Below are 22825 nucleotides of genomic sequence, written 5' to 3'. Positions count from 1 at the left end.
GAATGAATTCATTAGATAATTTGCAAGACAAACTCAGCCTTGAGCTCATGGTTGAGTTAAGCAATCATACCGGGGCGGTTTCCCTGCCTCGATTGGGCAAACGCCTGGGCGTGAGGCAGAGTTCCCTGCTGCGCTGTATTGCCTACCTTGGCGAACAAAGTGTGGGGCAGCACCAGGGCGCTGGCTGGGTAAGACTGGAACAAGATGGTGAGCGCAGCATGCTGAGCCTGACAGAAGCTGGCCGACAGGTATGCCAGAAGATGACAGCGCCTCCAGATCAGGATGCAGCCGTGTCGACCGGCGTCATACTACATCAAGTGCAAAGAGTCAGTTTTCATGGTCAGGCAAGTATAGCGGTGCTGGATCAGGTGGCAGAAGAAGTGCCGCTTGCCCTGGTCTACAACGGTATTTCCCATGCGGTCATGCTGGCTACTCCCTTGAATCTGGAAGACTTTGCTTTGGGTTTCAGCTTATCTGAAGCTATTGTTGACGACCCCAGTGAGATTTATGAGATTGAATGTATTTCGAGTGCCGATGTGCATGGCATAGAAGTACAAATGCGCATCTCGGCGGCTCGCTTTGCTGCCTTGAAAGAGCGGCGACGCAGTCTGGCAGGTAATACTGGTTGCGGCCTGTGCGGTAAAGACAGCTTGCGGGCTTTGCCCATGCAACTGCCCGTAATCAAGTCTGCACTTGTCGAACAGTTATCGCCAGCCAGTTTGTACAAGGCGATGCAAGCCCTGAATGCACAACAAGTTATTAACTCACAAACAGGCGCAGTTCATGCTGCTGCCTGGGTAGATATGCAAGGGCTTATACTGGCTTTGCGTGAAGATGTGGGGCGACATAATGCCCTGGATAAATTGCTTGGCACTTTGGCTAGTGCCAAGGTAATCCATAAGGCATTTGAGCCAGGCTTTCTCTTGATGAGTAGTCGTATCAGCTACGAACTGGTGCAAAAAGCAGCGCGGGCCAATATTGCCATCCTGGCTGCATTGTCTGCGCCAACTTCATTGGCGATTGATCTTGCAGTGCAGGCGGGTATTTGCCTGATAGGCTTTGTCCGTGAGCATGGTTTTGTAGCCTATTCTCACCCGGAAAGACTGCAGGCCGAATGAAGCAGGCATGAAAATGGATTTTTGCCAAATTTACAGAGGTTTTAAGACTCCAGGAAAGTTATAATGGGAAGAATATTCGCTTTATTCTTCCCTTTAATCTTTCCCTCATCCTGTCGACTTATGCAATACGCTTCAACACGCGGGCATACCGCAGCACAAAATTTCTCGGAAATACTCTTAGGTGGCCTGGCCCCTGATGGTGGCCTTTATCTGCCAACAACTTACCCTCAGGTAACTGATGTGGAACTCGATTCGTGGCGCAAGCTGTCTTATGCGGGGTTGGCTTTTGAAGTCTTGAGAAAATTTGCCACAGATATTCCTGAGGCCGATTTAAGGGTGCTGGCAGACAAGACATATACATCGGATGTGTATAAAAATGCACGTGGCGATGAATCTGCTGCGCAAATCACGCCCTTGCGTGTACTGCAGGAAAAAAATGGACGCAAGCTGGTGTTGCAAGCCCTGTCCAATGGCCCAACCCTGGCATTCAAAGACATGGCCATGCAATTGCTGGGTAATTTGTTTGAGTACACATTGGCAAAGAATGGCGCAGAACTGAATATTTTTGGTGCGACCTCTGGCGATACTGGCAGCGCTGCTGAATATGCGATGCGTGGCAAAAAGGGGATACGGGTTTTCATGTTGTCCCCGCATAAAAAAATGAGTGCTTTCCAGACTGCCCAGATGTTCAGTTTGCAAGACCCGAATATTTTCAATATCGCTGTCGAAGGCGTTTTTGATGATTGCCAGGACATGGTCAAGGCAGTCTCGAATGATCTGGAATTCAAAAACCGTCAAAAAATAGGTACGGTCAATTCCATCAACTGGGCACGTGTTGTAGCTCAGGTTGTGTATTATTTCCGTGGCTATCTGAGTGCGACTACCAGCAATGAGCAAAAGGTTTCATTCACTGTACCCTCGGGTAATTTCGGTAATATTTGCGCTGGCCACATTGCTCGGATGATGGGTTTGCCTATCGATAAGCTGGTTGTAGCGACCAATGAAAATGATGTGCTGGACGAGTTTTTCCGCACAGGTATTTATCGCGTACGCAAATCAGCTGAAACCTGGCATACCACCAGCCCATCCATGGATATCTCCAAGGCCTCGAATTTTGAGCGCTTTATCTATGATTTGCTGGACAGGGATGCCACCCGTGTTGCTGCTCTGTTCAAGAAAGTTGAAACTGAAGGCGGTTTTGATTTGTCTGGCAAACCGGGTAGTGATGGTCATGAGTTCAATAAGATTGCTAAGTTTGGTTTTGTATCAGGTAAATCTGTCCATGCAGACCGCTTGCACACCATACGTCAGGTAGATAAGGAATTTGGCATCACCATTGACACCCATACCGCAGATGGAATCAAGGTCGCTCTTGAAAATTTGCAAGAAGGTGTACCCATGATAGTGCTGGAGACGGCCCTGCCAGCAAAATTCAATGAAACCATCAAGGAAGCCTTGGGCCGTGATGCAGAGCGTCCGGTGGGCTTTGAAAACATTGAAGCCTTGCCACAGCGCTTTGAAGTCATGACTGCCGATGTGACCGAGATGAAAACCTTTATCGCAAAACATACTGGGCTGTAATCGTCAACCCTCATTTGCAGGGCAATAAAAAGCCGCAGAAAATGCGGTTTTTTATTGCCCGATGCTTTTTATGGGATGCTATCTGCTACAAGATATTTTTTGCATGGGAAAGTCTATGCCTTTTTCCAGGTCTTTGAATTTTCCCTCTATGCGTCCCAGCAAGCTGCCATCGGCATTCAATTGATAGATGACGCGTTGGGGGAATTCGGGTCTGGGGTTTTCAAATACAACTCTTTGCTTGTCAAGCAACAGCAATTGGAAGGTGGCTTCCGGCTTGCTGGAAGGCATGGCAGTGAATGTCAGTCTATCCGCATTTTCTTGTATGCGCATGAATTCCCAGGCCACTGTCTTGCCTTTGCGCACTGTGCGCCCCATGCTGCCGCCGGCGGGAGCCAGCCAATGTTCTTCAGAACCCACTTCAGCGCCAGCGGCTTGCCAGCAACCGTGCAGCCATTGCATATCCTGTATGCTATTTTCAGCCCAACTGCTACTACAAAGTAAGATGCATGCACCAGCAAATAACATGGATTTCAGTTGCATACAGCCTCCAATAGGGGCAAGGTCAAACCTTGTTTAACCACGGGTCCAGTTTTCTACGGAATTCGCCCTCATCAAAACCTTCAACTACCTCGTTGTCTATAGTGATGACGGGAATGCCATTTTTACCAAACTTTCTGTAAGAATTGTAGTCTTCCTTATTTTTTTCCACATCCAAATCTGTATATGCAATGCCGTTTTCTTTAAAAAAACTTCTAGCTGCAACGCAATAACCACACCAGCCAGTGCCATACAAGGTGATGACTGGTTGCTGCTTGGTTTGGCCTGAGGCTTTGGCTGCTCTTGCTTCCGTTAGATTTTGCAGGGCAATTGCTTCTTGTTTTTTGCTCTCTTTATGGCTTAGATAGCTTTGCGCACTGACACCAGCAACGATAACCAGAGCAATCAGCCACTTACCAACATGGGAAGAATTATTTTCGCTTAACTGAGCATTTCTGTTATTGCTCGTGGCGTTTTTGCTATGAGATCCTGGAAGGTCACCTGCTTTAATATAAGCAACCTGACATGACGGACATTGCCATTCGGGGCATTCGTCGGTTTCCTTGCGTATGTAACTACATTTTGGGCAGATGCGTGTCATGCTGTTAAATTGAAAAATTTAAAATGTGCAGCACCTTATCTGAATTGCGAGGCTGAAGGTGGAGCAGGGAAGTGCATATTCCAAATGCGCCGGAACTGCCTTGCAGAACCAAAACCAGATGACTCAGCGATGCGTTCTATTGACCAATCCGTATTGGCCAGGAATTTACTTGCCAATGATAAACGAAGTGAAGTCAGATAGGCTTGTATTGATACTTCAGTATGTAGTTTGAAGACGCGGGTGGCATGGCGACTACTGCTGCAGGCGATGCTTGCCAGTTCAGCTAAGTTCCACGGATGTGCCGGGTCTTTCACCATGGCATCCTGCATTTTATGAACGGCAGGGTGCAGGTGATTGCGGTATTTCAGCCAGGGCGACAATTGGGAATCATTTCCGCATCGGCGCATATACACCACCAGATTGCGGGCAACCGCGCTGGCTGTGAGTGGCCCGGCAAGTTCATTGATCAGATGTAGGGCCAGGTCTATACCAGCTGTAACCCCGGCACTGGTGCAGATGCGGCCATCTTCCACAAAGATACGGTTTTCTTCCACCTTGATAGAACTGTCTATACTGGTCAGTTCAAGGCAGTGATTGTGATGAGTCGTTGCCCGGTGTCCGCTTAATAAACCGGCATGGGCTGCCAACAGAGCGCCAGAACATATGCAAACCAGCCTGTGGGCAGCCTGAAAGTGCTGTGCAAGCCAAGTGATGGCGACTTGTGCATCCGGTAGTGTATAAACTTCATTCCCACCAATCAGCCCAGGCAAAACTAGAATAGCATCAGCATCAAGCTTGGCTGGCAAAGGCTGCATGGGGCCGAGCCGCAATCCCACAGATGAATTGATGCTCTGTTGCGGGCTGATGAAACGCATTTCAAAACGCACTTCATCTTGATAACGGTTAGCGAATAAAAGCGCGTCGGCTGGCCCTGCAACGTCCAGTAGCAGGGTATCTGGCAGTAAGAGAAAGTAAACTTCTTGTATGCGGTGCATGATGTTTACGAAACTCAGGCGAATATGCGGCGCACGCCAGTTGCGAGTTTGCTGCCAAAGACATTAATCAGCAGGCCTGCCATCACAGTCGCGGCCCCCAGTAACTGGGTTTGGTTCAATGCCTCATCCAGTAATACCCATGCTGCGGTCAGGCCAACGACTGGCACCATCAGGGTCAGCGGCGCTACCAGGTGCGTGGGCAGGCTGGCCAGGAGTTTCCCCCATAAGGTATAGCCTATCAAGGTTGCCGCTACAGCTAGATAAACAATGGTGAGTCCGGAAGACAGACTCATATTTTGCAAACTCTGCACAATAACATCGCCCCCTTCAAAAATATAGGAGAGTAGGAAGAAGGGCAAGATGGGTACCAGAGCACTCCAGGACACCAGGCTTAATACATTCGTCACACCTATCTTCTTATTGATGACATTGCCACTGGCCCAGGAAAATGCTGCGCATAAAGTGAGAGCGAAACCGGCTAATGTCACCTGGCTGGCAGAGCTGCTAATGCTGGCGGTGCCCAGTAATATCAAACCTGTGCTTGCCACCAGCATGCCCAGTAAATTGCTCGGGCGCAGCTTGTCACCAAATACCATGGCAGACAAACCTACCGTAAAGAAAGCTTGGGCCTGCAGCACCAATGATGCCAGACCTGCTGGCATGCCGACTGCCATAGCTGAAAACAAAAAGGCAAACTGCCCCAGGCTGATGAACATGGCGTACGCCAGCAATAGTTTGAGTGGTACTTTCGGACGAGGTAAAAATAAAATCGCCGGGAAGGCAACCAAAATAAAGCGCAACGCTCCCATCAAAAAAGGCGGTATACCTTTCAAGCCAATTTTGATGACCACAAAATTCATCCCCCACAAGAGAATGACTATGGCAGCAATCAATATGTGACGCGGGCTAAGGACAGATTTGGACATGGGGACTTTGCTTAAGTGTATTAATTTGTTTTAGCGTACACCCTTTTGGTGGACGCTGGATTATTGAGCAGTTTGTTTTCTGGCCTGATAGGACGTGGGACAAAATTTCCGCCACAATTTGGACATACACCACGCAGTGGGCCATCCACACAATCGGAACAGAAAGTACATTCAAACGTACAGATGCGTGCCTTGGTAGAGGCTGGTGGCAAGTCGCAGTCACAGCGTTCACAATTCGGTCTTAATTCCAGCATGATACATTTCCTTTTTGTTGTGAGTCGATATCATGCAGAATACCAGTTTGAATATCTCCTGCCAGCCATGATCGCGACCAGTGGCGGTCAGATTGGGACATTGCTATAGTCCAGTTAGTTCTTTCTCAGAGTCTTTATGTCTATCACCTTCACCCGCCAGCAATTAATAGCTATCGCTACCCGTAAGGAGTACGCACAAAGCCAGCAGTTGGCCAAACAGAAAAAACTGCCCATTGAGCAAAGCTTGTCATTATTGCTGGAGCAAAGCGCAAGGCATGCAGGCCTTCGATATATATCACAACTGGCTGAACAGCGCAGTGAGGCAAAAAATGCTGACAATGCCAGAAAACAAGCGCAAAGAGCGGAGAAGCAAGAGCAAAGAAAGAACCAGTTGCACCGGCAATCACCCTTGCAAAAAAACGCAAACACATGGCTGGCCTGGTTCGATGGTTCCGCTTTACCAAATCCTGGAAAGTGCCAGATTGCCTGCGTACTCACATCGCCTGAAGGCCATAGCTTTGAGCATGTACAGAATTTCGAATATGGCGACAGTTGTGATGCAGAGTACAGTGGCTTGTTATTAGCATTGCAGCAAGCGCAACATCATCATGTGCAGTACCTTATCGTGCATGGGGACAGCCAGGTTGTCATCGACGATTTTAATCAGCGGAAAGTAAGCAAGTTGGTCCGTATGTTGGAGTACAGGCAACAGGCGAAACTTTTGGCGACACAATTTAAGCAACTGCAGGTACGCTGGGTGCCGCGCCATAAAAACCAGACTGCAGATGCCCTGACTCAAATGGCTATGCTGTCTAAAGCTTGATTGCCAAAGCCTGTGACAATAGTCCCAGTATGCTGGGTCTTGGATGTTGCAACTTGCTGAGCAAGACCAGTTTGCGTGCGTAGCCAGGGTCAGGGATGCGGGTGATTACACAATCATGCGCCAGTTTTTCCAGGCCCGGCCAATGAGGCACCAGACTGATTCCCACATCATCTGCAACTAGCATGGCTATGGTTTCTAGAGCGTCAAGGTCGCACATGGCTTCCAGCTCCAAGTTGTGGTCCTTCAGATATTTTTCAGCAAATCGCCCGCCCCAGGCACTGGGGTCATATCGCAGATAGGGGTGGGATTGCAAAGTGGCAGGAATGCCGCCTTGGGGAGCATGCCGCGAAAGCAAAACCAAAGATTCACTCCTGATGTTACGTATTTGTAAGCTCTTGGGCAAATCAAAAACGGGTGCGACCAGAATCGCCACATCTATTTCATCGTCTATGACTGCCTGATACAAAGACCTCGAAGTGCCAGGCACTATACCTGGTTTTAAATTGGGTGCGTTCTGCCTCAATTGTCGCAATGCCAGCGGCAACATGCCTGTCATGGCGGTCGATATAGCGCCTATCCGGATAGTGCCGGTCAAGCCTGCAGGATCGATATCGCCAGCCAGTAAAGCCACTTCACTGACTATATGCTTGGCTCGCGGCAATAAATGCAGGCAAGCTTCTGTTGGCCTGGCTGTATGGGCAAGCCTGGAAAGCAGGGGGAAGCCCAATTCTCTTTCGAGAGCTTGTATGCGCTGGCTGATAGCTGCGGCAGTCAGGTTTTCAGCGCGAGCCGCTTCGGCGATGGAGCCATGTTCTATGGTAGCGATCAGGCTTTGCAAATAACGGCTATCCATAAATATTTCTTTTGAATGCTGAAAGAATTATATGCTATCTCTTTTGAATGAGAGGCGCTAGCATTTCACTGTTGTGACACTCTTATTCAATCGGGAGATTTTTAATGAAAGCCTTATTTCACCTCGCCTACCATGTGCGTGACCTGGATGAAGCCAGACAGTTTTATACTGGTGTATTGGGCTGTGCTGAGGGGCGCAGCACGGCTACCTGGGTAGATTTTGATTTCTTTGGACATCAGATATCCTTGCACCTGGGCCAGCCATTTACCACTACCAACACTGGCCAGGTAGACGATCACATGGTTCCTATGCCACATTTGGGCGTGATATTGTCAATACCAGAGTGGCAGGCATTGGCAGACCGTTTGCTGGCTCAGCAAATTAAATTTGTGCTGGAGCCGGCGATACGTTTCGCCGGCCAGCCTGGCGAACAAGCCACCATGTTTTTTCTTGACCCTTCTGGCAATCCCATAGAAATCAAGGGTTTTAATCATCTGGACAGCGTATACGACAAATGAAATCGAATCTTATCCCGAATGTAATTCCATTCCTGGCCGCTCCTGGCTATGCCCATACCCAAGCCTGGGTGCAAGCTTTGCAGACAGCCATGCCTGAAGAACAGATCGTCGCCTTTGACGACATGACTGATGAGGCGAAAGCCGCATGCAAAGTCGCCATCGTCGCCAATCCCAATCCGGCAGAGTTGCAGCAATTGCCGCAGCTGCAATGGGTGCATAGTGTCTGGGCCGGGGTAGAACGCCTGGTCGAAGATTTGGGTAAAACTGATCTTAAAATTGTTCGCCTTGTCGATCCGCAACTGGCAAGCACCATGGCTGAAGCCGTATTGGCCTGGGCACTTTACTTGCACCGCGAAATACCTGCTTATGCCAAGCAGCAGGTACAAAAAAAATGGCAGCCACGCGAATATGTCCCGGCCCGGCAGAGAACGATTAGTCTGTTAGGTTTGGGGGCTTTGGGTGAGGCGGCAGCGCAAAGTTTGCTACAGGCAGGATTTACTGTTTGTGGCTGGAGCCGCAGCCACAAATCGGTCGCCGGGGTTGAATGCTTTAATGGAGAAAATGAATTGCCTGCCATGCTGGCAAAGACTGATATTCTGGTTTGTCTGCTGCCTTTGACGCCAGACACCAAAGGCCTCATCAATACCCACATGCTGGCACAATTACCGCAGGGCGGATCCCTGATCAATTTTGCCCGGGGTGCCATTGTCAATGACAAAGACTTGCACGCTGCACTTGAATCCAGCCATATTACTCATGCAGTCCTGGATGTGTTTGCTATCGAACCTTTGCCAGTGTCAGAGTGGCATTGGCAACATCCTCATGTATCCGTGTTGCCACATTGCGCCGCACCCACTGATAGAAAAACCGCCTCTGCGATCGTCGCAGAAAACATACTGCGTTACCGCATCAGTGGCGAGTTACCACAGACTGTGGATATTGCCAGAGGTTATTAATGCCGTAACTTTCAATAAAGGTTTCGGATCTCTATGTATGTCGACAGTTAACCGTACAATATATTAAGTTTTGAGCAAGTAATGTGCGGTCTTATGAAAGAGTATGGAGTTTCTCGTTCTGCGGCGGCAATTCGATTGGAAAATTTTGGGTTACTGAAGGACGTTAGGAGCAGAAATTATTAAAAAAGCTTACAAACCGAAATTTGTAAGCTTTTTGTAATTTTGGTCGGGGCGAGAGGATTCGAACCTCCGACCCCGTGCACCCCATTCTCGACGGCACTCGCCGGAAACCCACGTGGATTAACGATCTACGTAAATTGAATCCTAATATACAGTAGTTTGTAAAATTCATTTTTGCCCCACAAACTTTCGGCGCGACGACTTGAATTATAGAAATTACCAGGGCAATTTTGCGTCAATGGTTGATGCTGTTGGCACTGCTTCTTTGATATAAATCTCACTTGTCTTTGTCGATGAATGCACCAGGCGATCACTGATTTCCTGAATGCTATTTCCAGCTTTTGCTGCATCTGTTGCGCCTAATGCACGTATGTCTTTAAACGTAACATCGTCCGTAATGCTCGCTCGTTCCCGTGCACGGTCCCACATTGAGAAGAGGCCAGACCTGGTATATGGGTCGCCATCGTCTTTAGCAAACAGGTAAGGGCTGATGATTGACTGCTTGCGCTTAATTTCCTGTGCCCGCTTGATCACGTCTCTAATTGCCCCGGTAATGGCAATATCAACACTCTTTCCGCTGCTTTTCATGGTCTTGCTTGGTGTAAAGCGGATGATCTCATCACGAATGATCTGCGCTTCTTTCATTGTTCTGATGTCAATCGCGCGTTGCCAGCACAGATATGACATATCAATCAGGCAAGCGAACATTTCGCCGCTGTGGGTCTTTTTCCCATCTTTTCCAATAAATCCCGCATTCCGGATTGCTTGAATCTGCTCATGCGTCGGCAATACCTCGCGCCGCACGGTCTCATAGTCGCCAAGATCGAGATTGTCGATAGGGTTGTCTTCACGTAGCCCCAGCTCAGAGATAGAGTACTTGAAAATCTTGCGCATCAAAGCCGCGTATTTCTTGGCCGTATTAGGCTTATCTTTGAAATTGTCGCGCAAGAAGTCAGCACAATCCTTGGTCTTGACCTGGTTGACCTTGAAATCTTCAAAGCAATTCGATATCACATCACAAAATCGGCTGTAAGAGTCTTGGACTTCCTTTGAAAACTTGCCCAGCTTGTTTTTCTTGAACTCTTTACATACGTAGGGCATGGTGTCTTTGGCGAACTCTTGATTCAGCAACTTTTCAAGTGCTTCATTGATTTGCTCCAGGCTTGAACCAAGATCGCACAGGCGAATCCATGACTTCAGCTTACCGTCTGCTGGGTCAATCATCGGTTCAGTTGGCTTTAACCGATACGCGCCATCCTTGTCATAGACGCGTTTCGGGAGCCAGCGGTTTGATCTGCGAGTTCTGCTCATTATCTTCTAATCGATTTCAGTTTTGGTGTCGGTTCTTGCTCTGGCGGTTTCGGATTAGCTGCGGCCATATAAGCAAAGCGGTTCACAAATACAGTATTGTCTCGCCGTTTTTTAGCTTCAATGCCAATTTCTTTCAGGAACCGGATTTGCTTGGAAGGTATTTTGAAGCCCGTAACTTCAACGATTTCTTCCTGTGACAAGGTAAGTTCGCTCATATTCAACCTCCTGATATTTCGTTGTTTTGCTTACGATTACTTGTTCCGTTCCCGTACAGCGCAATCATTAGGGGATCTGTGCGCCTTATATCGACTTGCGCCGGCGTGAACTGGCGGGTGTACACCGTGGGTGCCGGCTTGCCAGCATTCCAGCTGAACTGCATGCGATTCCTGCCCCGTCCATTGGGAATAGGGCGCTGGAGTACATGACCAGAAAACACCAGGTCTGCAATCAGCTTGCGTGAATAGTTTTCTGAAGTGCGTAGCTCGTACATGATGTCTTCGATATATAGCCACTTGTCCGTTAATACCTGGGCTACTTGTTTATATCGTTCGGCGATTTCTCGTCTCATGGCTTGGCCCTCCGAAACGCGATTACCCGAACCCAAGGTGTTAAAGCCACTGGTAGGCCAAGATCTACTAAACTAGGCGTTGGCTTTAAGATGCGACGAGTTTGCGTCTTGCTGCCATCAAGGAGAGCGCGTACCATTGGCCCCGAAAATAGTATTGGCTTTTCTTTTATTGGTAAATTAGACATGATTCACTCTTATGATGGTTATTGCCGCCCAGACTCGGCTCCCGCTGTTATGTATTACTTCAAAGGCACAATAGAAGAGGGTGGCAATCGCGTACCCTGGCAGGCCGAAGTAAAGCTTGGTGAAGAGGTCAAAGGCACGGTCAAAGGCTCCGTTGATTCCTCTTCTGAAATCGGCGAGATCAGGCGCGCTGTTGAAATTGCCACTAAAGAGGCAATCAATAGGCTTCATGATCGCGGCCAGTAAAATCACGCTGAAAGCCCTTTCAATACTTCAACAGACCAGGCGCGCGCCATTTCGCACTGTTCAATGTTGAACCAGCCGAAATGGCATTCCTCTTTGGGGATGCCGAAATGCTCAGCTAGGCCCATGTACGCTTCGTCGCGTGTCATCTTTTTAGACAAGTAAATCTGCTCAAACGGATCTTTGCAGTTCTTCCTGGCCTTTCTGAGTGCGCCATCGGCGAGTGTGCCGAGCGGAATGTTTGTGAACGGATGCATCCCTACGTATGCCCAACATGCTTTGCACATATAGACCCATGGCCATTCCCCATACACACGGCCATACACCTCGTTGTGATGAACGATTTTTACGATGCATTGATCACAGAACGGGCACTTGGTTGGCGCTGGCAGCGGATTCTTAACCCTGGCTGTAGCCGTCTTTGATGGGTTCCATGGTGTCTTGTTGTGTGACATTACGCTGCTTCCCCTTGTGCAACCGACAGAGCTACCGCCACTGGTTGCACCCAGATAGGCATTGCCGACAGTACGAATGTTTCGCCTGACCAGGCCAGTAGCAGGGTTGTGCCCATGACTTCGGCAATGGCTTCCGCTGCAGCCGGTGGAACGGCATTTCCGATACGTTCGCGCCAAGCGCTATCAGACAAACCATCCAGAACTAGCATTTCTTCCGGATCAACCAGGCTTTGCAATGCGGCCAGTTCCAGCGTTGTAAATGGGCGGTGCCAAGTGCCATCCAAAGACTGAATGATGGCAATCGTCTTTTCATCCATGGCGGGCAGGGTAGCGATACGAGGATCGGCGACCGACCAGCGGCCATTGTCCAGGCCAGCCGATGCGCTAACAGCCCCGCAAGCAGCATCCCACGGCACTACGCCATAGTGCCCACCTGTCAGATATGCATCGCCTGACTTGCGATTCATGCTTGTGCGTGGGTCCGCCACGGCAAACGCTCCCTGACCAGTCGTGCTGCCAGCAATCACGGTACCGGCAGGCTCATCAAACTTGGTTACAGCATATTTTCCGAATGACGGACCAGCCCGGCGCGGATCTGCCACACATCCACCGCCACTGCTTGGGCCGTGGCCAGATGTGACGGTACCAGCATGTCCATTCCAGGCAACAACCCTGAAACAGTTGTTGTGATGGCTGCTTTCCAGCATGCGCGGGTCTGCTACCGAGTACTTGCCGCCACCTGGAGCTGATTGGGCGCTGATGACACCTGTTGAGTCTGTCCATGGCAACACGCCGTACTGGCTGTATTCGGCTGTGGTAACCATGCGAGGATCTGCAATTGAAAACGCGCCATTTGTTGCATTTGATTTCCCGCAGACCGTGCCCGAGGTATCAGACCAGTTTTGTACGCCAAGGTATCCAGAGCGATACTCAGGCACAATCAGGTAATCGCTCAGGTGCCCATTGTTCACGGCCAGCTTGTTCAAGCTGCGCCAGTCGCTACCGGCCTCTACAAATGCTAGGCGTACCCACGTTTTCCATTGCAGGCGAGGGATGCGGTGCATTGGTCCGCCAGTCAGATCACCTGGCATGGGCATGCGGCCAAGCACGTCGCCAACAGCGGCCAAGCGCTTTTTCTCTGGCTCGTACAAGAACGGTGGCACCTTTTCCATGTGGCGCGCAACGAGTAAGAAGCGTTTGCGTGACTGAGCCAGGCCACCGAGTTCGCCACAGTCGTGCGTTGTCTCGGCCACAGCATAGCCATACCGGTGCAGCAGTTGGTTAATCTGGTCAAGTAGGTGACGCCCACGGGTAGCCAAGCGCGGCACGTTTTCAAACACGATCAGTTCGACCGGGTCATCTGCCCAGGCTTCAGCCATCAGCCAGATGCAGCGCAGCGTCAGTTCGTTCAATGCCTGGTACTTTGCCGTTTGGCTGAGTTTTTCGCTCAACAGACCGGACGCACCTTTGCATGGGCTAGAAATGAAAACAATGTTCGGGCTCTCAGTGCCAGCCGCGCGGCGTATATCTGCAGGCGTGATTTCTTGCCATTCGCCAGGAGGTTGCTTGCTATGGAAAGCCGTATACTGGCCACGTGTGAATAGGTCCATAATCGTGCCTGGTCTGCCATCGCCCATTTTGTCAAAATCGCGAATAGCTGCCGGGTCAACGTCCACGCCACCGATGCAACGAAGTTTGCCTACCATGTTGCCAACGCGAGGCCTGGCTTTGTTGAAGCCCTTCTTGCCGCCCCCGAGGCCACAGCAGAAGTGGAAATGCCTGATATCTTTCTCGATGATCATGCAGTCACCCGGCCAGCCAGAATTGCCGCGATATCTGCGATGGACAGATCAGTTTCTTCTGTTATTGCAACTGCCAGCGTTGCTCCCACTGGCAAATGCTTATGCCTGATTTTGCTGATGACTGGCGGTGCCACTTCCAGCATACGAGCCAGGCCAGCATCATTTTTCAGCCCTGCAGACTTGATGGCATGGTCAAGCAGATTGTTCTGCGTCTGACGCGTTGCCTTTTCAGATGCCTTGCCAAAAGAGATTTTTTCTTCTACTGCCGCGCCGGCTGTGCCGTTGATATCTGTTATGTTTTTCATGCTGGTTGCTCCTGTTCTTTGATTGTTTCGGTTACCCAGTTCACTGGAATGCCAAGTTTCTCGGCTGTGTGTTGAACCGCCACATCGGGCGGCTCTTGCTGGGCTACTTCTTGATATTTGCGTGTGATACGGTCTTTGCTGATGATCATGCCGCCTCTAGTTCAACAACAAGGCGTTTACCGCCGGCATCCATAGGCGTGACAATACCGGCCAGTTCCATGGCCTCTAAGAGTCTGGCGGCGCGGTTGTAGCCGATTTCAAGCTGACGCTGCAGGAATGAAATACTCGGTTTGTCATGCTTGCGGACGATTGAAATTGCCTTGTCAAAGTAGGGGTCACTGCCATCATCATCGGGCGCCTCTTGTTCGAAGAGCGGCTTTTGATCTTTCTCGACAGTGAGAGCGTCGCCTTCTTGCAGCAAGACCGAACGTTCTTCGATAACGATAGTGACGAATGAACCTTCTGCGTCCGCGAGGCTGTGTGCAAATGGTCCTTTGGCGAGAGAGAGCACAGCTTTGACACCGTCTTTGAACACAACTTGGTCAACAGCAGCAGTGAAAGTCATGCGGCCATTGGATGCGATGATGTCGATTGCATCTCGTACTGCCTCGCGGCAATCCCGGTGAACATACTCTAGGACACGTTTCTGTTCGCCTTCTGTCATCTCGAACCAGGACTTTGAAAGCGTTTTGAGGTGCTTTGTCGCTGCCTTGATCAGTGCTCCAAGTAGGAATTCTTGCGCATATGCTCGGGCGTTAGGCTGTACATCGCCAGTCGGGCGTGCAAATACTGCGAACGGTCCTTCGTCGGTTTCGCAGATGGCAGAGAGGGCCCAATCATCGCCTTCCGGTGCCGATGGGGTCCAACTCGAAACATTCGGATCACCTTCTACCCAGGTAACTGCAAGGGCTTCGTTGGCTTTGTCGTCGACCAGGCGCAGGATGTAAATTTCGTTGCCATCGATGACGGCACCTGGTGCCAGATCTTCTTCAGGGAGCATGAAATGCTCGAAGGCTGGCAGGCTGCCATAGCCGTTTTCATCGACGTTAAAGGCCGGTTTGCCAGATTTTGGTTGTTTTTTGCTCATGATGTATCCGTAAAATTAGTATTTGGGAATAGGGTATTGATTCAGCCTGCCGGCTGAGGCTTATGAAATTTTTGTGTACGGGAAGCGATCAGGGCAGGTTTTGATCATTTTCTTGAAGTACGAGCCCAGCGATTCGGCTGTGCTGAAAGCCTCAAATGCAGCGGCATCAAAATCCTGATAGTGATACACACTGCCTGGCTTGTCGCCATAGCTTTTGAATTGAATCGCCAGGCGGTTCGTGGCTGGGCAGTGACCAATGGCAGCCAGTTGCGAAGATTTGACTTCGGTCAGTTTGATTTCTGGCAGTTCGATTGTTTCGTCTGTTGCGGTGGACATGATTTTCTCCAGGGATGTGAGGGTTTTACTATTTGCGGCGGGAAGTGAGGCGTTCTTCTTGAAACACCCTAACCCCGTCTATCCTGCAATTGATTTGCAGAGCCTTTGCTTGCTGCTTAATGGGCACCAGGTTCGCTTGCAGAAAGCTAATGTATGCAGGATTGGCGGCGACGAATCGCACCAGTGCGAACAGGTCTGTGACTTCTGCAGTCCATGGCGCTGAAGTGGAGACGCCAGCAATCTTGGGCGTAATGCTTGCCACGACTGGTGCCGACATGACTGCTGCGACGGTCTGGGACAGGGCTACCCGTGCCATAGCGTGCTGTTGCTCAGCTTCGGCTGTTGCCTTGGTTTGATTTATGAGCAGCAATTCTTCGTTAGCACGCTCTTCTGCAACACGGTCGCCAGCGGCAGCGGCATTGGCAGCTTGCTGAACGATAGCGCGGGCTTTTTGTTCTGCATCTGCAATCTCACGCGCTTTGCGGTCAGCTTCGGCTTGTTCTTCACGGGCTTTTTGTTCCAGTTTCAAGCGTTCTTGCCTGGCCAGTTCATCTGCCTCTTTTTGAGCTGCGGCTGCTTTTTCCCGCTCTGCCTTGGAAAATGTCAGCATTGCATTCTTCAGATGGGTAATCGCAACTTCGCAGCGCTCTGTTGGTGCGCGGAATAGCTCCATCACATTCTTCTTGGCTGCATCCATAGGCCTGGTGACGGCGAAGCGCTTATTGTTCAATTCTTCCAGTTTCGTTTGTAAAGACTGCAGCTCACTTGCGGCGACTTCGTACATCATCGGCGAATTGATCACGATGGCGTGGGCAGCTTTAAATACACCTTCTGCTACCTGTGCCAGTTCAGAGGCTTGGGGCAAAGAAGGGATTACGGTGGTTTCTTCTCGTTCAAGCAATTCCATGTTTCAATCTCCAGTTACGTAAGGTCAACAGCGACATAAATGCGGCGTAGTCGGATTCATCTTTGTAAGGGACCATCCGATAAGTCCCGTCTGAGCGAAGGCCCAGCGCATAGCGGTCTAGAACTTTTTGCCCGGCATGGGTATGGAGCTCTTTGTAAGCTGCGAGCTGCATGCCGATTACGGGGCCAAGCGAAAGCATTTTTTTGATGTCTATGACAGCCATACGCCCGCGTATCAGTCCTGTTCGGTCAGATGTACCGGAATAGCCGAGCTGCTTGTGGTACAGCTTCTGCTCGACCGTGGCCGGTTCGAACTCACATTCCCTTTTGAACTTGATCCAGGCATTCAGGTACGGCGCAATTTCATCTGGCAAGGTGTCAAAGTCCAGATCGTTCAAGTCGTACAGCTCAGTTGTTTTATGAACGTAAGTCCCTAGCAACTGAGCCCGTCGCAGGTTTTCTGCGGGAACGTTCGAGTAATCAAGCATCGGTGCCAGAATTTGCGTCACGCTTGGCACAACCTGGTTGTGCCAGCGGTACGTATGGCTGTCTTCATCAAAGGTCAGCATGATCAGTCAGGGCTTTTTATCCAGGCCAAAACATCCTTGAATTCCGTTTGTGTGACTTGCTCCGGACGAATACCAAACTTCTTGAAAACATCGTTGGAACTCAGGGCAGCTTCTTCGAGTTTGAATTTGATGTATGTGCTTTCAGAGTCAGATAGTGGCAATCCTTTGCCAGGGACAGACTCGGCTGTCTCTGCTGCTGCCGTCGTTACTTCTTCTGCCTTTGCTTCGTTCGCTGGTGCAGGCGATTCAGAAGCTTCTTTGAATTCAACATCAGTTGCTTTGACTTCCGGAGCTGGCTTGCTTTCTGCCTGCTTCGTCTTTTCAGACTTGGATTGAGGCGGTTTTGGGTCTGCTTTTGGCTGCTCTGTGGCTGCATACGTGCCGTCTTTCTGTAGCTCGACATCAATAACATCGTGCACCTCTTCTGCCGCTGGCAGGCCCATCAAGAGCTCTGGGGCATAGATGCGGCCAAAGAATGCAGCGGCACGGTAACGCAGCATGACTTCTGGCATGGTTCGCCATTTGGAGCCATTCTTACCAAACCAGCCTTCAGCCACTGCCATGGATATGCTGATCTTAGGAGACTCCAGGCGCTGATTGGTGCTGAGTTCGACGGCCCAGGCGACGCAAGACATTTCATGAGTTCGTACAGTCGATGTTTTTGGAATCTTCTTTTTGTTTTCCCATTCGTAGGTCGTGAAAGAAGCATCCATTTCCTCGCCCTTGACCAAGTCAAAGCGAAGAGGGGAGTAGCGACCGCAGGAATTGATGGCGGCGATAATGAACTGTGATGACCATGATGGACGACCTTCAATCACATGCAGGTTTTGCATGATCATCAAGGGATCTGCATTCATGCGCTGGCTCATGTTGAGCGCAATGATGCAATTTGGAACTGCTGCCGGATTGTCGACGTATTGCAGGTTGTCGCCATAACCTTTTTCGATTACTGCACGGTAAGCGCTTGGCACCATAGAGGAAACAGCGAACATCTTTGCAGTACGCTGCATGAACTCGAAGGATTGCAACGATCCAAAACCCATGGTGACGATGGAGTTATCGGGTTGGGTGGCTACCTGTGTTTTGACTGCATCCGCGTGTGACATTTGAGACTCCAGAATTAAATTTGAGTTAATTTCGCTTTAAATCGTGTTGCGTGCCTTGTGCCAGGCTGTCCGCCAGCTATGTCCAAGGCGACGGTAGAACAGAATATTTTTGATCAGTACCATGCTGGACAGCCCCATTTATAGGTGAGGTAGAGAGCATTCTTGATGCTGAAACCAGCGCTGCGCCAATGGCGATATGCGCGAAGAGGGTGGGCGCGGGTCATGTCGGCTCTCCCGATGCTTTGCGCAGAACTGCGTCGCGTTCGTGCGCCCTGGCTAATCCTTGGCCATGAATGCCCAACTCTTGAATCTTGGCTGCACAGACGCACTTTTGCTCTGTGGTGAGCTGATTCAGCATCACATTGATGATCAAATCTGCTTTGCCTAATTCGGCCAGCAGATCAGGAGCTGCAGCGATCAACTTGGCGTTTGCAAAGGTCATAGATTCGCAAATTAAATGTCCGCCGTAATACTTGACTTCATCTGAGCCAGGAATTCCGTCCTTAATGGGGGTGTCACAAACAACACCTCCTGAAGAACCAACTCGCCACGGCCCCGGCGTATGCATCGCTACTTCAAACTGATCTGCTGCATTCATTGCTGATCTCCTGGTTAAATTAGGTGTTGGCAAATGGGCTATCTTCACTATTTTTCGACTATGTCAGCTCGGCTACACTGCAAGTTTCGGGTACGGGTACTAGCCGTCCAGCTCCGATCATGCATTTACCAACACAGAACCGGCCTCGTAAATCTGGAGTTCACCGCTGGCTAGGGCGGGGAAGCCGGTTTTGTTTTGATGCCTGTCTCTCCAGGCTGTCACGGCATCTGCCTTCCGTCCTCGGCGTCCTCTAGTCTTCAGATTGATACGCCAACGCAGCATTTGATAACTTGCTTTGTTTCGCGCAACCCGTCGAAGGTTGGACTCTTCTCTACTGCAATTCTTTGTCGGTCTTTCCCGACTGTCCGTCCCTGCTCAAGACTAGAGGTATCACCCGATACAGAGGTCAGAAGATTCAGGCATCTGAGTTTCCCTGCCGCCTTGATACTTGGTGGCGGCAACCAATTTTTATTAAGTAGCTTCAGACCATTCGCGCATGACCTTGAACATCATTCGACCAAAGTTTTCGTACCGTCCTTGATCGAGCATCGCGGCCATTTTTTCGCACTGTTCCATGCCGCATTGAGCGAATGCATCGATCAGGTTTTGGCCGTTGATGAGCATCGGTTTTGAGTCAACCGCTGGCTGGGCAAAGTGGCCTGGGGCAAGGTTGAAAGGTGTTTGTGTGTTCATCTTTGGCTCCTGATTAATTGTTTGCTGCGATGTGATTAATTATCACGTATGTGTTTATGGATGTCAAACACATTTGTGATAACAGTGTTGAAATTTATCTTTGATAATCAAGATATTTTGAAAAACTCATTAAATAGCCCAAAAAACGGTGTTTATCCGTCTGATTTTTTCAACAAGTTAAGCTATTGTTTCTTTGCGGCATGAGCCGTTTAAATTGGGAGGGTGGAATGGAATATTTCAGTTTTGGACTGTATTCATTGGCTGGCACGGTCTTGTTTCCCGCGCTGTATGTGGCGTTTCGTAGTTTTAAATATGTTGGGGCAGTAATTGAACGAGAAGAGCTGCCAAAGGATATGGTTCTGCCGAAAGTGATCCTTTGGGCAGTGTTTGGCCTTGCATTGGGCAGCTTTGCTCAGCCGCAAGTGAATAAAATTGCTGAATGCGGTAAGAACGGGTTGAATGTCCTGGACTGTTATCTCCAAAAGCATTAGAAAATAAAAAACCCGCCGAGGCGGGTTAGTAAATGCTTAATTGAGCAATCTAGGTACTAATCTAAGCTGCTGATTTGAGTTGCGACTCATCCACCAATTTAACAACTGTATCAGGAGGAAAATCAAATATAGATTGAAATGCGGCTGGTCCTAGCAAATCTGCGGCCTGGCTCAAAAACTCATTGTATTTAGCATTGAGTTCTTCGGCACTTGGGTAACTGATTTTCTCAGAATCAATTTTGTCAGAAAGTGAATGAAGATAGCTTTGTTGAGCTCGACGCAACTCAAGAAGCTTATTCAATTTGTGATGATTTGATTTGCCAGATAATATGGATCGAGCTCGAGTCTCGAATGTATCAACATGTCGGTTCATTTGAACCTCCTTAAAGCTCATTAAATCTGAGCGGTAACTGTCAGGCTGAGAGCTGCATCCTGTATACTTTGAGTTCCAAAACTTGTCTTCACTTTTACCGTAATCACCAAAAAACATCGTTGTAAGGATATAACCACGTACTTTTGTTACTAATAATTTACTATCAGTAGCTGCAAGTATCTGATTTGTTAGTTGATGACATACTCCCTCAATACCATAGTTAAATATCGTTCCTCTAGCTAGATGATTTTGCTTTGAAGGAACGTTTGGTAAACAAAGGCACTTTGCCAACGGAAGTGAACCGTCTCCACCACAAACAAATCCATCAGTCAACAGTGGTGTTGACCCCAGTATATGATAGTCCCCCCAGGCGTACCAATAGTTTTTACCATTTGCAACAACCTCGTTGATATCTAGATATTTTTGCGTTCTATTGTCGTAATCAGTGACCCAAGTGTGATCCATCAGGGATCCATTAAAGAAAGCCGGCTTCGCCCAAGCATAGAGGGTAGGCATATACTTTTCCTTTATAACCTTTTATTTCAAGTTTTGGGGAAACTTCTATAGTTTGGTTTTACAAAGCTTAGCTTCTTTTCTTGTTTTCAATTTGTGATCCTCCACTGATAGCCACTGCATATTTGCAGACGTATCGGGCCCGCTACACTTTAGCGGAATAATGTGATCAACCTGGTAACCAGGGCATTTCCCCTTGCGCAGGCCAGTAATCGGGCAAGGGTTCTGTCTCTTAAATTCTGAGACTGCCGCTTTTGACCTGGGGATCTTGGCTTCTGCGACGTGCGGCGTTAAAACCACTGCAGCCACCAACACATAATGAAGAAAGTTCATTTTGCGTAATTTGGAAAAAATGGCTCGACGGCTTCAAACAAATCCGTATCATAGATTTCTCCTTCAAAATACAGCTGCAAAGCACTTTTCAGTACTTTCAATTCCTGATGCTGACCGTAAATTTTTAGTTTTCCGTGAGTTATTTCCAGGAGTGCTTGACGTAAGCTGCGTAAAGCGTCCTCTTTTCCTTTTTTCTCTTTCTCTAACTCATCGAAAATTTTCAAAATCTGACTATCTTTTCTAGCAGCTGTCGAGATATTTTCGTCTTTCAATTCAGATACTGTTTTGAAATGGTAAATCAGAAGTCCGATGAACAAAACGGGAAGCAGCCAAGCTGGAAGAGATTGTGCGTCGCCAATACTTTCATCCACACCATACTTATCCGCCAACGAAAAACCACTGAAAAAAAACAAGATGGCACCACAAAGTAAGTTTTTCATTTCAGATTTTGGTGAATGTAGTTGGACCGCTAAATTCGATCACTTTGCTTATGTACAACTTTGCCAATAATGATGCATGTTTTATCTTGGCAAGCTTTGCGAGCATATTTCCGGTCCGCATTGTCAGATGCCAGATACCACTGGCCCAAGTCGCGAACCATTCGCTTTACTACGGCCTCGCCTTCATAATTGACCGCAAAGACCTCGCCATCTTTTGGTTTTATGTCCGCTGTATTAATCACAACAGTATCGCCATCATAAAGTGACGGTTCCATTGACTCGCCCTTCACTTTAATTGCCACCAATTTTGATGGTGCAAATCCGTTCTTTTCCACCCAGCCCCGCCTGAAAGGTAACGATTGTCCGTCATCGGCGTCATGATCGATGGAAAAACCACTTATGCCTGCGGCAAGCTTCAATTGCACTTTCCTGACTTCCACCCACTCGGGGTCATTTGGATCTGCAATTGTCACAGGTCTGTACGGAACATCCAAAGCGACCACAGAACCGGCATCATTATTAGTTGCACTCATCGTGCCCTTGCCATCCGCCAGCCAGCGAGGGTCAACATCCAATGCTTCTGCGATCGCAGTGATGTTTCTGGACGTCAAGCGGATACCAGCCTCAAGGTTCCCAATTGTAGATTGAGAAACTCCGACTAGCCTGGCTAGCTGTTCCTGAGACAGCCCTTTTTTCGTGCGCGCTTGCAATAAGCGACTTGCTAAAGTTTTCATATCACGAATGTAATATAAAACATAAACACAAAGGTGTTGACATTGATAAACACAAACGTGATAATTGTTTTCATGGATACCAAAAAAACCGTTTCTGACTTGCTTGACACAGGGATCACTCAGCAAAAATTGGCTGAAATGGTTCCGTGCAGCCAATCCCTCATTAGCGCATTACTTAATGGTGATCGCGGAACTCGTCTTTCTTTCAAGATAGGACAGCGGCTGAGTGAGCTTCACAAAGAGAAGTGCACCGTTGTATCAGCCACATAGATGGAAGCGAATGTGATGGATTTTTTCAGCAGTTCTAAAAGGTTCACCTTTCGCCCATCCGTGAGCCAGAAGCTTGCAGCCCAGCTGATCTGGTATCGCCTCGTTATAAAGCGATATCTGCGGGCCATAAGGCAAAGGCTCGGCAATTAGCCGAAACGACGATGCAC

30 protein-coding genes are annotated in these 22825 nt (G+C 49.0%); 7 read left to right on the top strand and 23 right to left on the bottom strand.

The genetic code is table 11. The features are described 5' to 3' along the window. Positions 1-2 precede the first annotated feature (2 nt). Together fdhD and thrC are read left to right on the top strand one after the other, a co-directional pair. Positions 3-1118 (top strand): formate dehydrogenase accessory sulfurtransferase FdhD, encoded by a 1116-nt coding sequence (fdhD, locus tag H8L47_RS01640; RefSeq protein ID WP_222616366.1) that lies wholly within the window; start codon positions 3-5, stop codon positions 1116-1118. A gap of 120 nt (positions 1119-1238) precedes the next feature. After that, complete coding sequence (thrC, locus tag H8L47_RS01635) at positions 1239-2699, top strand: threonine synthase (protein ID WP_186951496.1); 1461 nt, start codon at positions 1239-1241, stop codon at positions 2697-2699. 78 nt (positions 2700-2777) lie between these two features. Here thrC and H8L47_RS01630 read toward each other — a convergent pair whose 3' ends face one another. Genes H8L47_RS01630 through H8L47_RS01610 form a run of 5 tightly spaced genes read right to left on the bottom strand, consistent with a single transcriptional unit; the run spans position 2778 to position 6012 of the window. Further along, positions 2778-3239 (bottom strand): DUF6265 family protein, encoded by a 462-nt coding sequence (locus H8L47_RS01630; protein ID WP_186951495.1) that lies wholly within the window; start codon positions 3237-3239, stop codon positions 2778-2780. A 22-nt stretch (positions 3240-3261) separates the two neighbouring features. Further along, a complete protein-coding gene (locus H8L47_RS01625) occupies positions 3262-3837 on the bottom strand; it encodes a glutaredoxin family protein (RefSeq protein WP_186951494.1) in 576 nt (191 codons plus the stop codon). A 35-nt stretch (positions 3838-3872) separates the two neighbouring features. Next, entirely contained in the window at positions 3873-4832 is a 960-nt protein-coding gene (locus H8L47_RS01620; RefSeq protein WP_186951493.1) for a GlxA family transcriptional regulator, read from the bottom strand. A 14-nt stretch (positions 4833-4846) separates the two neighbouring features. Beyond that, positions 4847-5758: an EamA family transporter gene (locus tag H8L47_RS01615; protein ID WP_186951492.1), complete on the bottom strand. Its 912-nt coding sequence runs from the start codon at positions 5756-5758 to the stop codon at positions 4847-4849. Between the two features lie 20 nt (positions 5759-5778). Continuing rightward, positions 5779-6012, bottom strand: a complete 234-nt coding sequence (locus tag H8L47_RS01610) for a DUF1272 domain-containing protein (protein WP_186951491.1) — start codon at positions 6010-6012, stop codon at positions 5779-5781. Between the two features lie 136 nt (positions 6013-6148). Here H8L47_RS01610 and H8L47_RS01605 point away from each other — a divergent pair, with 136 nt between their 5' ends. Beyond that, positions 6149-6835: a ribonuclease HI family protein gene (locus H8L47_RS01605; protein WP_186951490.1), complete on the top strand. Its 687-nt coding sequence runs from the start codon at positions 6149-6151 to the stop codon at positions 6833-6835. On the opposite strand, the gene H8L47_RS01600 is transcribed toward H8L47_RS01605, so the two are convergent. Beyond that, complete coding sequence (locus H8L47_RS01600) at positions 6825-7688, bottom strand: LysR family transcriptional regulator (RefSeq protein WP_186951489.1); 864 nt, start codon at positions 7686-7688, stop codon at positions 6825-6827. The genes H8L47_RS01605 and H8L47_RS01600 overlap by 11 nt on opposite strands. Before the next feature lie 104 nt (positions 7689-7792). Here H8L47_RS01600 and H8L47_RS01595 point away from each other — a divergent pair, with 104 nt between their 5' ends. Together H8L47_RS01595 and H8L47_RS01590 are read left to right on the top strand one after the other, a co-directional pair. Beyond that, positions 7793-8206 carry a VOC family protein gene (locus H8L47_RS01595; RefSeq protein ID WP_186951488.1) on the top strand — a complete coding sequence of 138 codons (414 nt, stop codon included), beginning with the start codon at positions 7793-7795 and terminating at the stop codon, positions 8204-8206. Next, positions 8203-9162 (top strand): 2-hydroxyacid dehydrogenase, encoded by a 960-nt coding sequence (locus H8L47_RS01590; RefSeq protein ID WP_186951487.1) that lies wholly within the window; start codon positions 8203-8205, stop codon positions 9160-9162. The genes H8L47_RS01595 and H8L47_RS01590 overlap by 4 nt, the downstream gene beginning before the upstream one ends. A 396-nt stretch (positions 9163-9558) precedes the next feature. Here H8L47_RS01590 and H8L47_RS01585 read toward each other — a convergent pair whose 3' ends face one another. Genes H8L47_RS01585 through H8L47_RS01575 form a run of 3 tightly spaced genes read right to left on the bottom strand, consistent with a single transcriptional unit; the run spans position 9559 to position 11221 of the window. Next, on the bottom strand, positions 9559-10653 hold the full coding sequence (locus tag H8L47_RS01585) for a tyrosine-type recombinase/integrase (RefSeq protein WP_186951486.1): 1095 nt from the start codon (positions 10651-10653) through the stop codon (positions 9559-9561). Beyond that, entirely contained in the window at positions 10653-10868 is a 216-nt protein-coding gene (locus tag H8L47_RS01580; RefSeq protein ID WP_186951485.1) for a DUF4224 domain-containing protein, read from the bottom strand. The genes H8L47_RS01585 and H8L47_RS01580 overlap by 1 nt, the downstream gene beginning before the upstream one ends. A 2-nt stretch (positions 10869-10870) precedes the next feature. Beyond that, on the bottom strand, positions 10871-11221 hold the full coding sequence (locus H8L47_RS01575; protein WP_186951484.1) for a hypothetical protein: 351 nt from the start codon (positions 11219-11221) through the stop codon (positions 10871-10873). A 183-nt stretch (positions 11222-11404) separates the two neighbouring features. On the opposite strand from H8L47_RS01575, the gene H8L47_RS01570 reads away from it, so the two are divergent. Beyond that, positions 11405-11650 carry a hypothetical protein gene (locus H8L47_RS01570; protein ID WP_186951483.1) on the top strand — a complete coding sequence of 82 codons (246 nt, stop codon included), beginning with the start codon at positions 11405-11407 and terminating at the stop codon, positions 11648-11650. 2 nt (positions 11651-11652) lie between these two features. Here the strand turns inward: H8L47_RS01570 and H8L47_RS01565 are convergent, their stop codons facing one another. The 11 genes from H8L47_RS01565 to H8L47_RS01515 all read right to left on the bottom strand — a co-directional run bounded on the left by H8L47_RS01565 (position 11653) and on the right by H8L47_RS01515 (position 19504). Continuing rightward, a complete protein-coding gene (locus H8L47_RS01565) occupies positions 11653-12102 on the bottom strand; it encodes a zinc-finger-containing protein (protein WP_186951482.1) in 450 nt (149 codons plus the stop codon). Beyond that, a complete protein-coding gene (locus H8L47_RS01560; RefSeq protein WP_222616365.1) occupies positions 12102-13904 on the bottom strand; it encodes a DNA cytosine methyltransferase in 1803 nt (600 codons plus the stop codon). Before H8L47_RS01560 ends, H8L47_RS01565 begins: the two co-directional genes overlap by 1 nt. Then, positions 13901-14209 (bottom strand): hypothetical protein, encoded by a 309-nt coding sequence (locus H8L47_RS01555; protein WP_230413540.1) that lies wholly within the window; start codon positions 14207-14209, stop codon positions 13901-13903. The genes H8L47_RS01560 and H8L47_RS01555 overlap by 4 nt, the downstream gene beginning before the upstream one ends. Then, a complete protein-coding gene (locus tag H8L47_RS01550) occupies positions 14206-14358 on the bottom strand; it encodes a hypothetical protein (RefSeq protein WP_186951481.1) in 153 nt (50 codons plus the stop codon). The genes H8L47_RS01555 and H8L47_RS01550 overlap by 4 nt, the downstream gene beginning before the upstream one ends. After that, on the bottom strand, positions 14355-15296 hold the full coding sequence (locus H8L47_RS01545) for a DNA translocase FtsK (RefSeq protein ID WP_186951480.1): 942 nt from the start codon (positions 15294-15296) through the stop codon (positions 14355-14357). Before H8L47_RS01545 ends, H8L47_RS01550 begins: the two co-directional genes overlap by 4 nt. A 60-nt stretch (positions 15297-15356) precedes the next feature. Then, complete coding sequence (locus tag H8L47_RS01540) at positions 15357-15632, bottom strand: KTSC domain-containing protein (protein ID WP_186951479.1); 276 nt, start codon at positions 15630-15632, stop codon at positions 15357-15359. 28 nt (positions 15633-15660) lie between these two features. Then, on the bottom strand, positions 15661-16539 hold the full coding sequence (locus H8L47_RS01535; protein WP_186951478.1) for a hypothetical protein: 879 nt from the start codon (positions 16537-16539) through the stop codon (positions 15661-15663). Then, positions 16526-17107, bottom strand: coding sequence for a hypothetical protein (locus tag H8L47_RS01530; protein WP_186951477.1), 582 nt, complete (start codon positions 17105-17107; stop codon positions 16526-16528). Before H8L47_RS01530 ends, H8L47_RS01535 begins: the two co-directional genes overlap by 14 nt. Before the next feature lie 2 nt (positions 17108-17109). Next, complete coding sequence (locus H8L47_RS01525) at positions 17110-18213, bottom strand: hypothetical protein (RefSeq protein ID WP_186951476.1); 1104 nt, start codon at positions 18211-18213, stop codon at positions 17110-17112. A gap of 220 nt (positions 18214-18433) precedes the next feature. Next, entirely contained in the window at positions 18434-18811 is a 378-nt protein-coding gene (locus tag H8L47_RS01520; RefSeq protein WP_186951475.1) for a hypothetical protein, read from the bottom strand. A gap of 471 nt (positions 18812-19282) precedes the next feature. Next, the gene (locus H8L47_RS01515; protein ID WP_186951474.1) at positions 19283-19504 is read right to left on the bottom strand and encodes a hypothetical protein; all 222 of its coding nucleotides are present in this window, start codon (positions 19502-19504) and stop codon (positions 19283-19285) included. A 200-nt stretch (positions 19505-19704) separates the two neighbouring features. On the opposite strand from H8L47_RS01515, the gene H8L47_RS01510 reads away from it, so the two are divergent. Beyond that, positions 19705-19995: a hypothetical protein gene (locus H8L47_RS01510; protein ID WP_186951473.1), complete on the top strand. Its 291-nt coding sequence runs from the start codon at positions 19705-19707 to the stop codon at positions 19993-19995. Positions 19996-20056: 61 nt separating this feature from the next. Here H8L47_RS01510 and H8L47_RS01505 read toward each other — a convergent pair whose 3' ends face one another. The 3 genes from H8L47_RS01505 to H8L47_RS01490 form a co-directional block, all read right to left on the bottom strand. Then, complete coding sequence (locus H8L47_RS01505) at positions 20057-20884, bottom strand: hypothetical protein (RefSeq protein ID WP_186951472.1); 828 nt, start codon at positions 20882-20884, stop codon at positions 20057-20059. A gap of 326 nt (positions 20885-21210) precedes the next feature. Next, positions 21211-21654 carry a hypothetical protein gene (locus tag H8L47_RS01495; protein ID WP_186951470.1) on the bottom strand — a complete coding sequence of 148 codons (444 nt, stop codon included), beginning with the start codon at positions 21652-21654 and terminating at the stop codon, positions 21211-21213. Positions 21655-21683: 29 nt separating this feature from the next. After that, positions 21684-22388 (bottom strand): XRE family transcriptional regulator, encoded by a 705-nt coding sequence (locus tag H8L47_RS01490; protein ID WP_186951469.1) that lies wholly within the window; start codon positions 22386-22388, stop codon positions 21684-21686. Positions 22389-22825: the final 437 nt, after the last annotated feature.

Source organism: Undibacterium umbellatum (assembly GCF_014284125.1).
In the GTDB taxonomy this organism is placed as follows: domain Bacteria; phylum Pseudomonadota; class Gammaproteobacteria; order Burkholderiales; family Burkholderiaceae_D; genus Undibacterium; species Undibacterium umbellatum.
This window is presented reverse-complemented; position numbering and strand designations above follow the sequence as displayed.

Bases quoted from the DNA above. Each gene is read 5' to 3' on its own strand.
- fdhD (WP_222616366.1), top strand. From the start codon at position 3: ATGAATTCATTAGATAATTTGCAAGACAAACTCAGCCTTGAGCTCATG.
- thrC (WP_186951496.1), top strand. From the start codon at position 1,239: ATGCAATACGCTTCAACACGCGGGCATACCGCAGCACAAAATTTCTCG.
- H8L47_RS01630 (WP_186951495.1), bottom strand. From the start codon at position 3,239: ATGCAACTGAAATCCATGTTATTTGCTGGTGCATGCATCTTACTTTGT.
- H8L47_RS01625 (WP_186951494.1), bottom strand. From the start codon at position 3,837: ATGACACGCATCTGCCCAAAATGTAGTTACATACGCAAGGAAACCGAC.
- H8L47_RS01620 (WP_186951493.1), bottom strand. From the start codon at position 4,832: ATGCACCGCATACAAGAAGTTTACTTTCTCTTACTGCCAGATACCCTG.
- H8L47_RS01615 (WP_186951492.1), bottom strand. From the start codon at position 5,758: ATGTCCAAATCTGTCCTTAGCCCGCGTCACATATTGATTGCTGCCATA.
- H8L47_RS01610 (WP_186951491.1), bottom strand. From the start codon at position 6,012: ATGCTGGAATTAAGACCGAATTGTGAACGCTGTGACTGCGACTTGCCA.
- H8L47_RS01605 (WP_186951490.1), top strand. From the start codon at position 6,149: ATGTCTATCACCTTCACCCGCCAGCAATTAATAGCTATCGCTACCCGT.
- H8L47_RS01600 (WP_186951489.1), bottom strand. From the start codon at position 7,688: ATGGATAGCCGTTATTTGCAAAGCCTGATCGCTACCATAGAACATGGC.
- H8L47_RS01595 (WP_186951488.1), top strand. From the start codon at position 7,793: ATGAAAGCCTTATTTCACCTCGCCTACCATGTGCGTGACCTGGATGAA.
- H8L47_RS01590 (WP_186951487.1), top strand. From the start codon at position 8,203: ATGAAATCGAATCTTATCCCGAATGTAATTCCATTCCTGGCCGCTCCT.
- H8L47_RS01585 (WP_186951486.1), bottom strand. From the start codon at position 10,653: ATGAGCAGAACTCGCAGATCAAACCGCTGGCTCCCGAAACGCGTCTAT.
- H8L47_RS01580 (WP_186951485.1), bottom strand. From the start codon at position 10,868: ATGAGCGAACTTACCTTGTCACAGGAAGAAATCGTTGAAGTTACGGGC.
- H8L47_RS01575 (WP_186951484.1), bottom strand. From the start codon at position 11,221: ATGAGACGAGAAATCGCCGAACGATATAAACAAGTAGCCCAGGTATTA.
- H8L47_RS01570 (WP_186951483.1), top strand. From the start codon at position 11,405: ATGATTCACTCTTATGATGGTTATTGCCGCCCAGACTCGGCTCCCGCT.
- H8L47_RS01565 (WP_186951482.1), bottom strand. From the start codon at position 12,102: ATGTCACACAACAAGACACCATGGAACCCATCAAAGACGGCTACAGCC.
- H8L47_RS01560 (WP_222616365.1), bottom strand. From the start codon at position 13,904: ATGATCATCGAGAAAGATATCAGGCATTTCCACTTCTGCTGTGGCCTC.
- H8L47_RS01555 (WP_230413540.1), bottom strand. From the start codon at position 14,209: ATGAAAAACATAACAGATATCAACGGCACAGCCGGCGCGGCAGTAGAA.
- H8L47_RS01550 (WP_186951481.1), bottom strand. From the start codon at position 14,358: ATGATCATCAGCAAAGACCGTATCACACGCAAATATCAAGAAGTAGCC.
- H8L47_RS01545 (WP_186951480.1), bottom strand. From the start codon at position 15,296: ATGAGCAAAAAACAACCAAAATCTGGCAAACCGGCCTTTAACGTCGAT.
- H8L47_RS01540 (WP_186951479.1), bottom strand. From the start codon at position 15,632: ATGTCCACCGCAACAGACGAAACAATCGAACTGCCAGAAATCAAACTG.
- H8L47_RS01535 (WP_186951478.1), bottom strand. From the start codon at position 16,539: ATGGAATTGCTTGAACGAGAAGAAACCACCGTAATCCCTTCTTTGCCC.
- H8L47_RS01530 (WP_186951477.1), bottom strand. From the start codon at position 17,107: ATGCTGACCTTTGATGAAGACAGCCATACGTACCGCTGGCACAACCAG.
- H8L47_RS01525 (WP_186951476.1), bottom strand. From the start codon at position 18,213: ATGTCACACGCGGATGCAGTCAAAACACAGGTAGCCACCCAACCCGAT.
- H8L47_RS01520 (WP_186951475.1), bottom strand. From the start codon at position 18,811: ATGAATGCAGCAGATCAGTTTGAAGTAGCGATGCATACGCCGGGGCCG.
- H8L47_RS01515 (WP_186951474.1), bottom strand. From the start codon at position 19,504: ATGAACACACAAACACCTTTCAACCTTGCCCCAGGCCACTTTGCCCAG.
- H8L47_RS01510 (WP_186951473.1), top strand. From the start codon at position 19,705: ATGAGCCGTTTAAATTGGGAGGGTGGAATGGAATATTTCAGTTTTGGA.
- H8L47_RS01505 (WP_186951472.1), bottom strand. From the start codon at position 20,884: ATGCCTACCCTCTATGCTTGGGCGAAGCCGGCTTTCTTTAATGGATCC.
- H8L47_RS01495 (WP_186951470.1), bottom strand. From the start codon at position 21,654: ATGAAAAACTTACTTTGTGGTGCCATCTTGTTTTTTTTCAGTGGTTTT.
- H8L47_RS01490 (WP_186951469.1), bottom strand. From the start codon at position 22,388: ATGAAAACTTTAGCAAGTCGCTTATTGCAAGCGCGCACGAAAAAAGGG.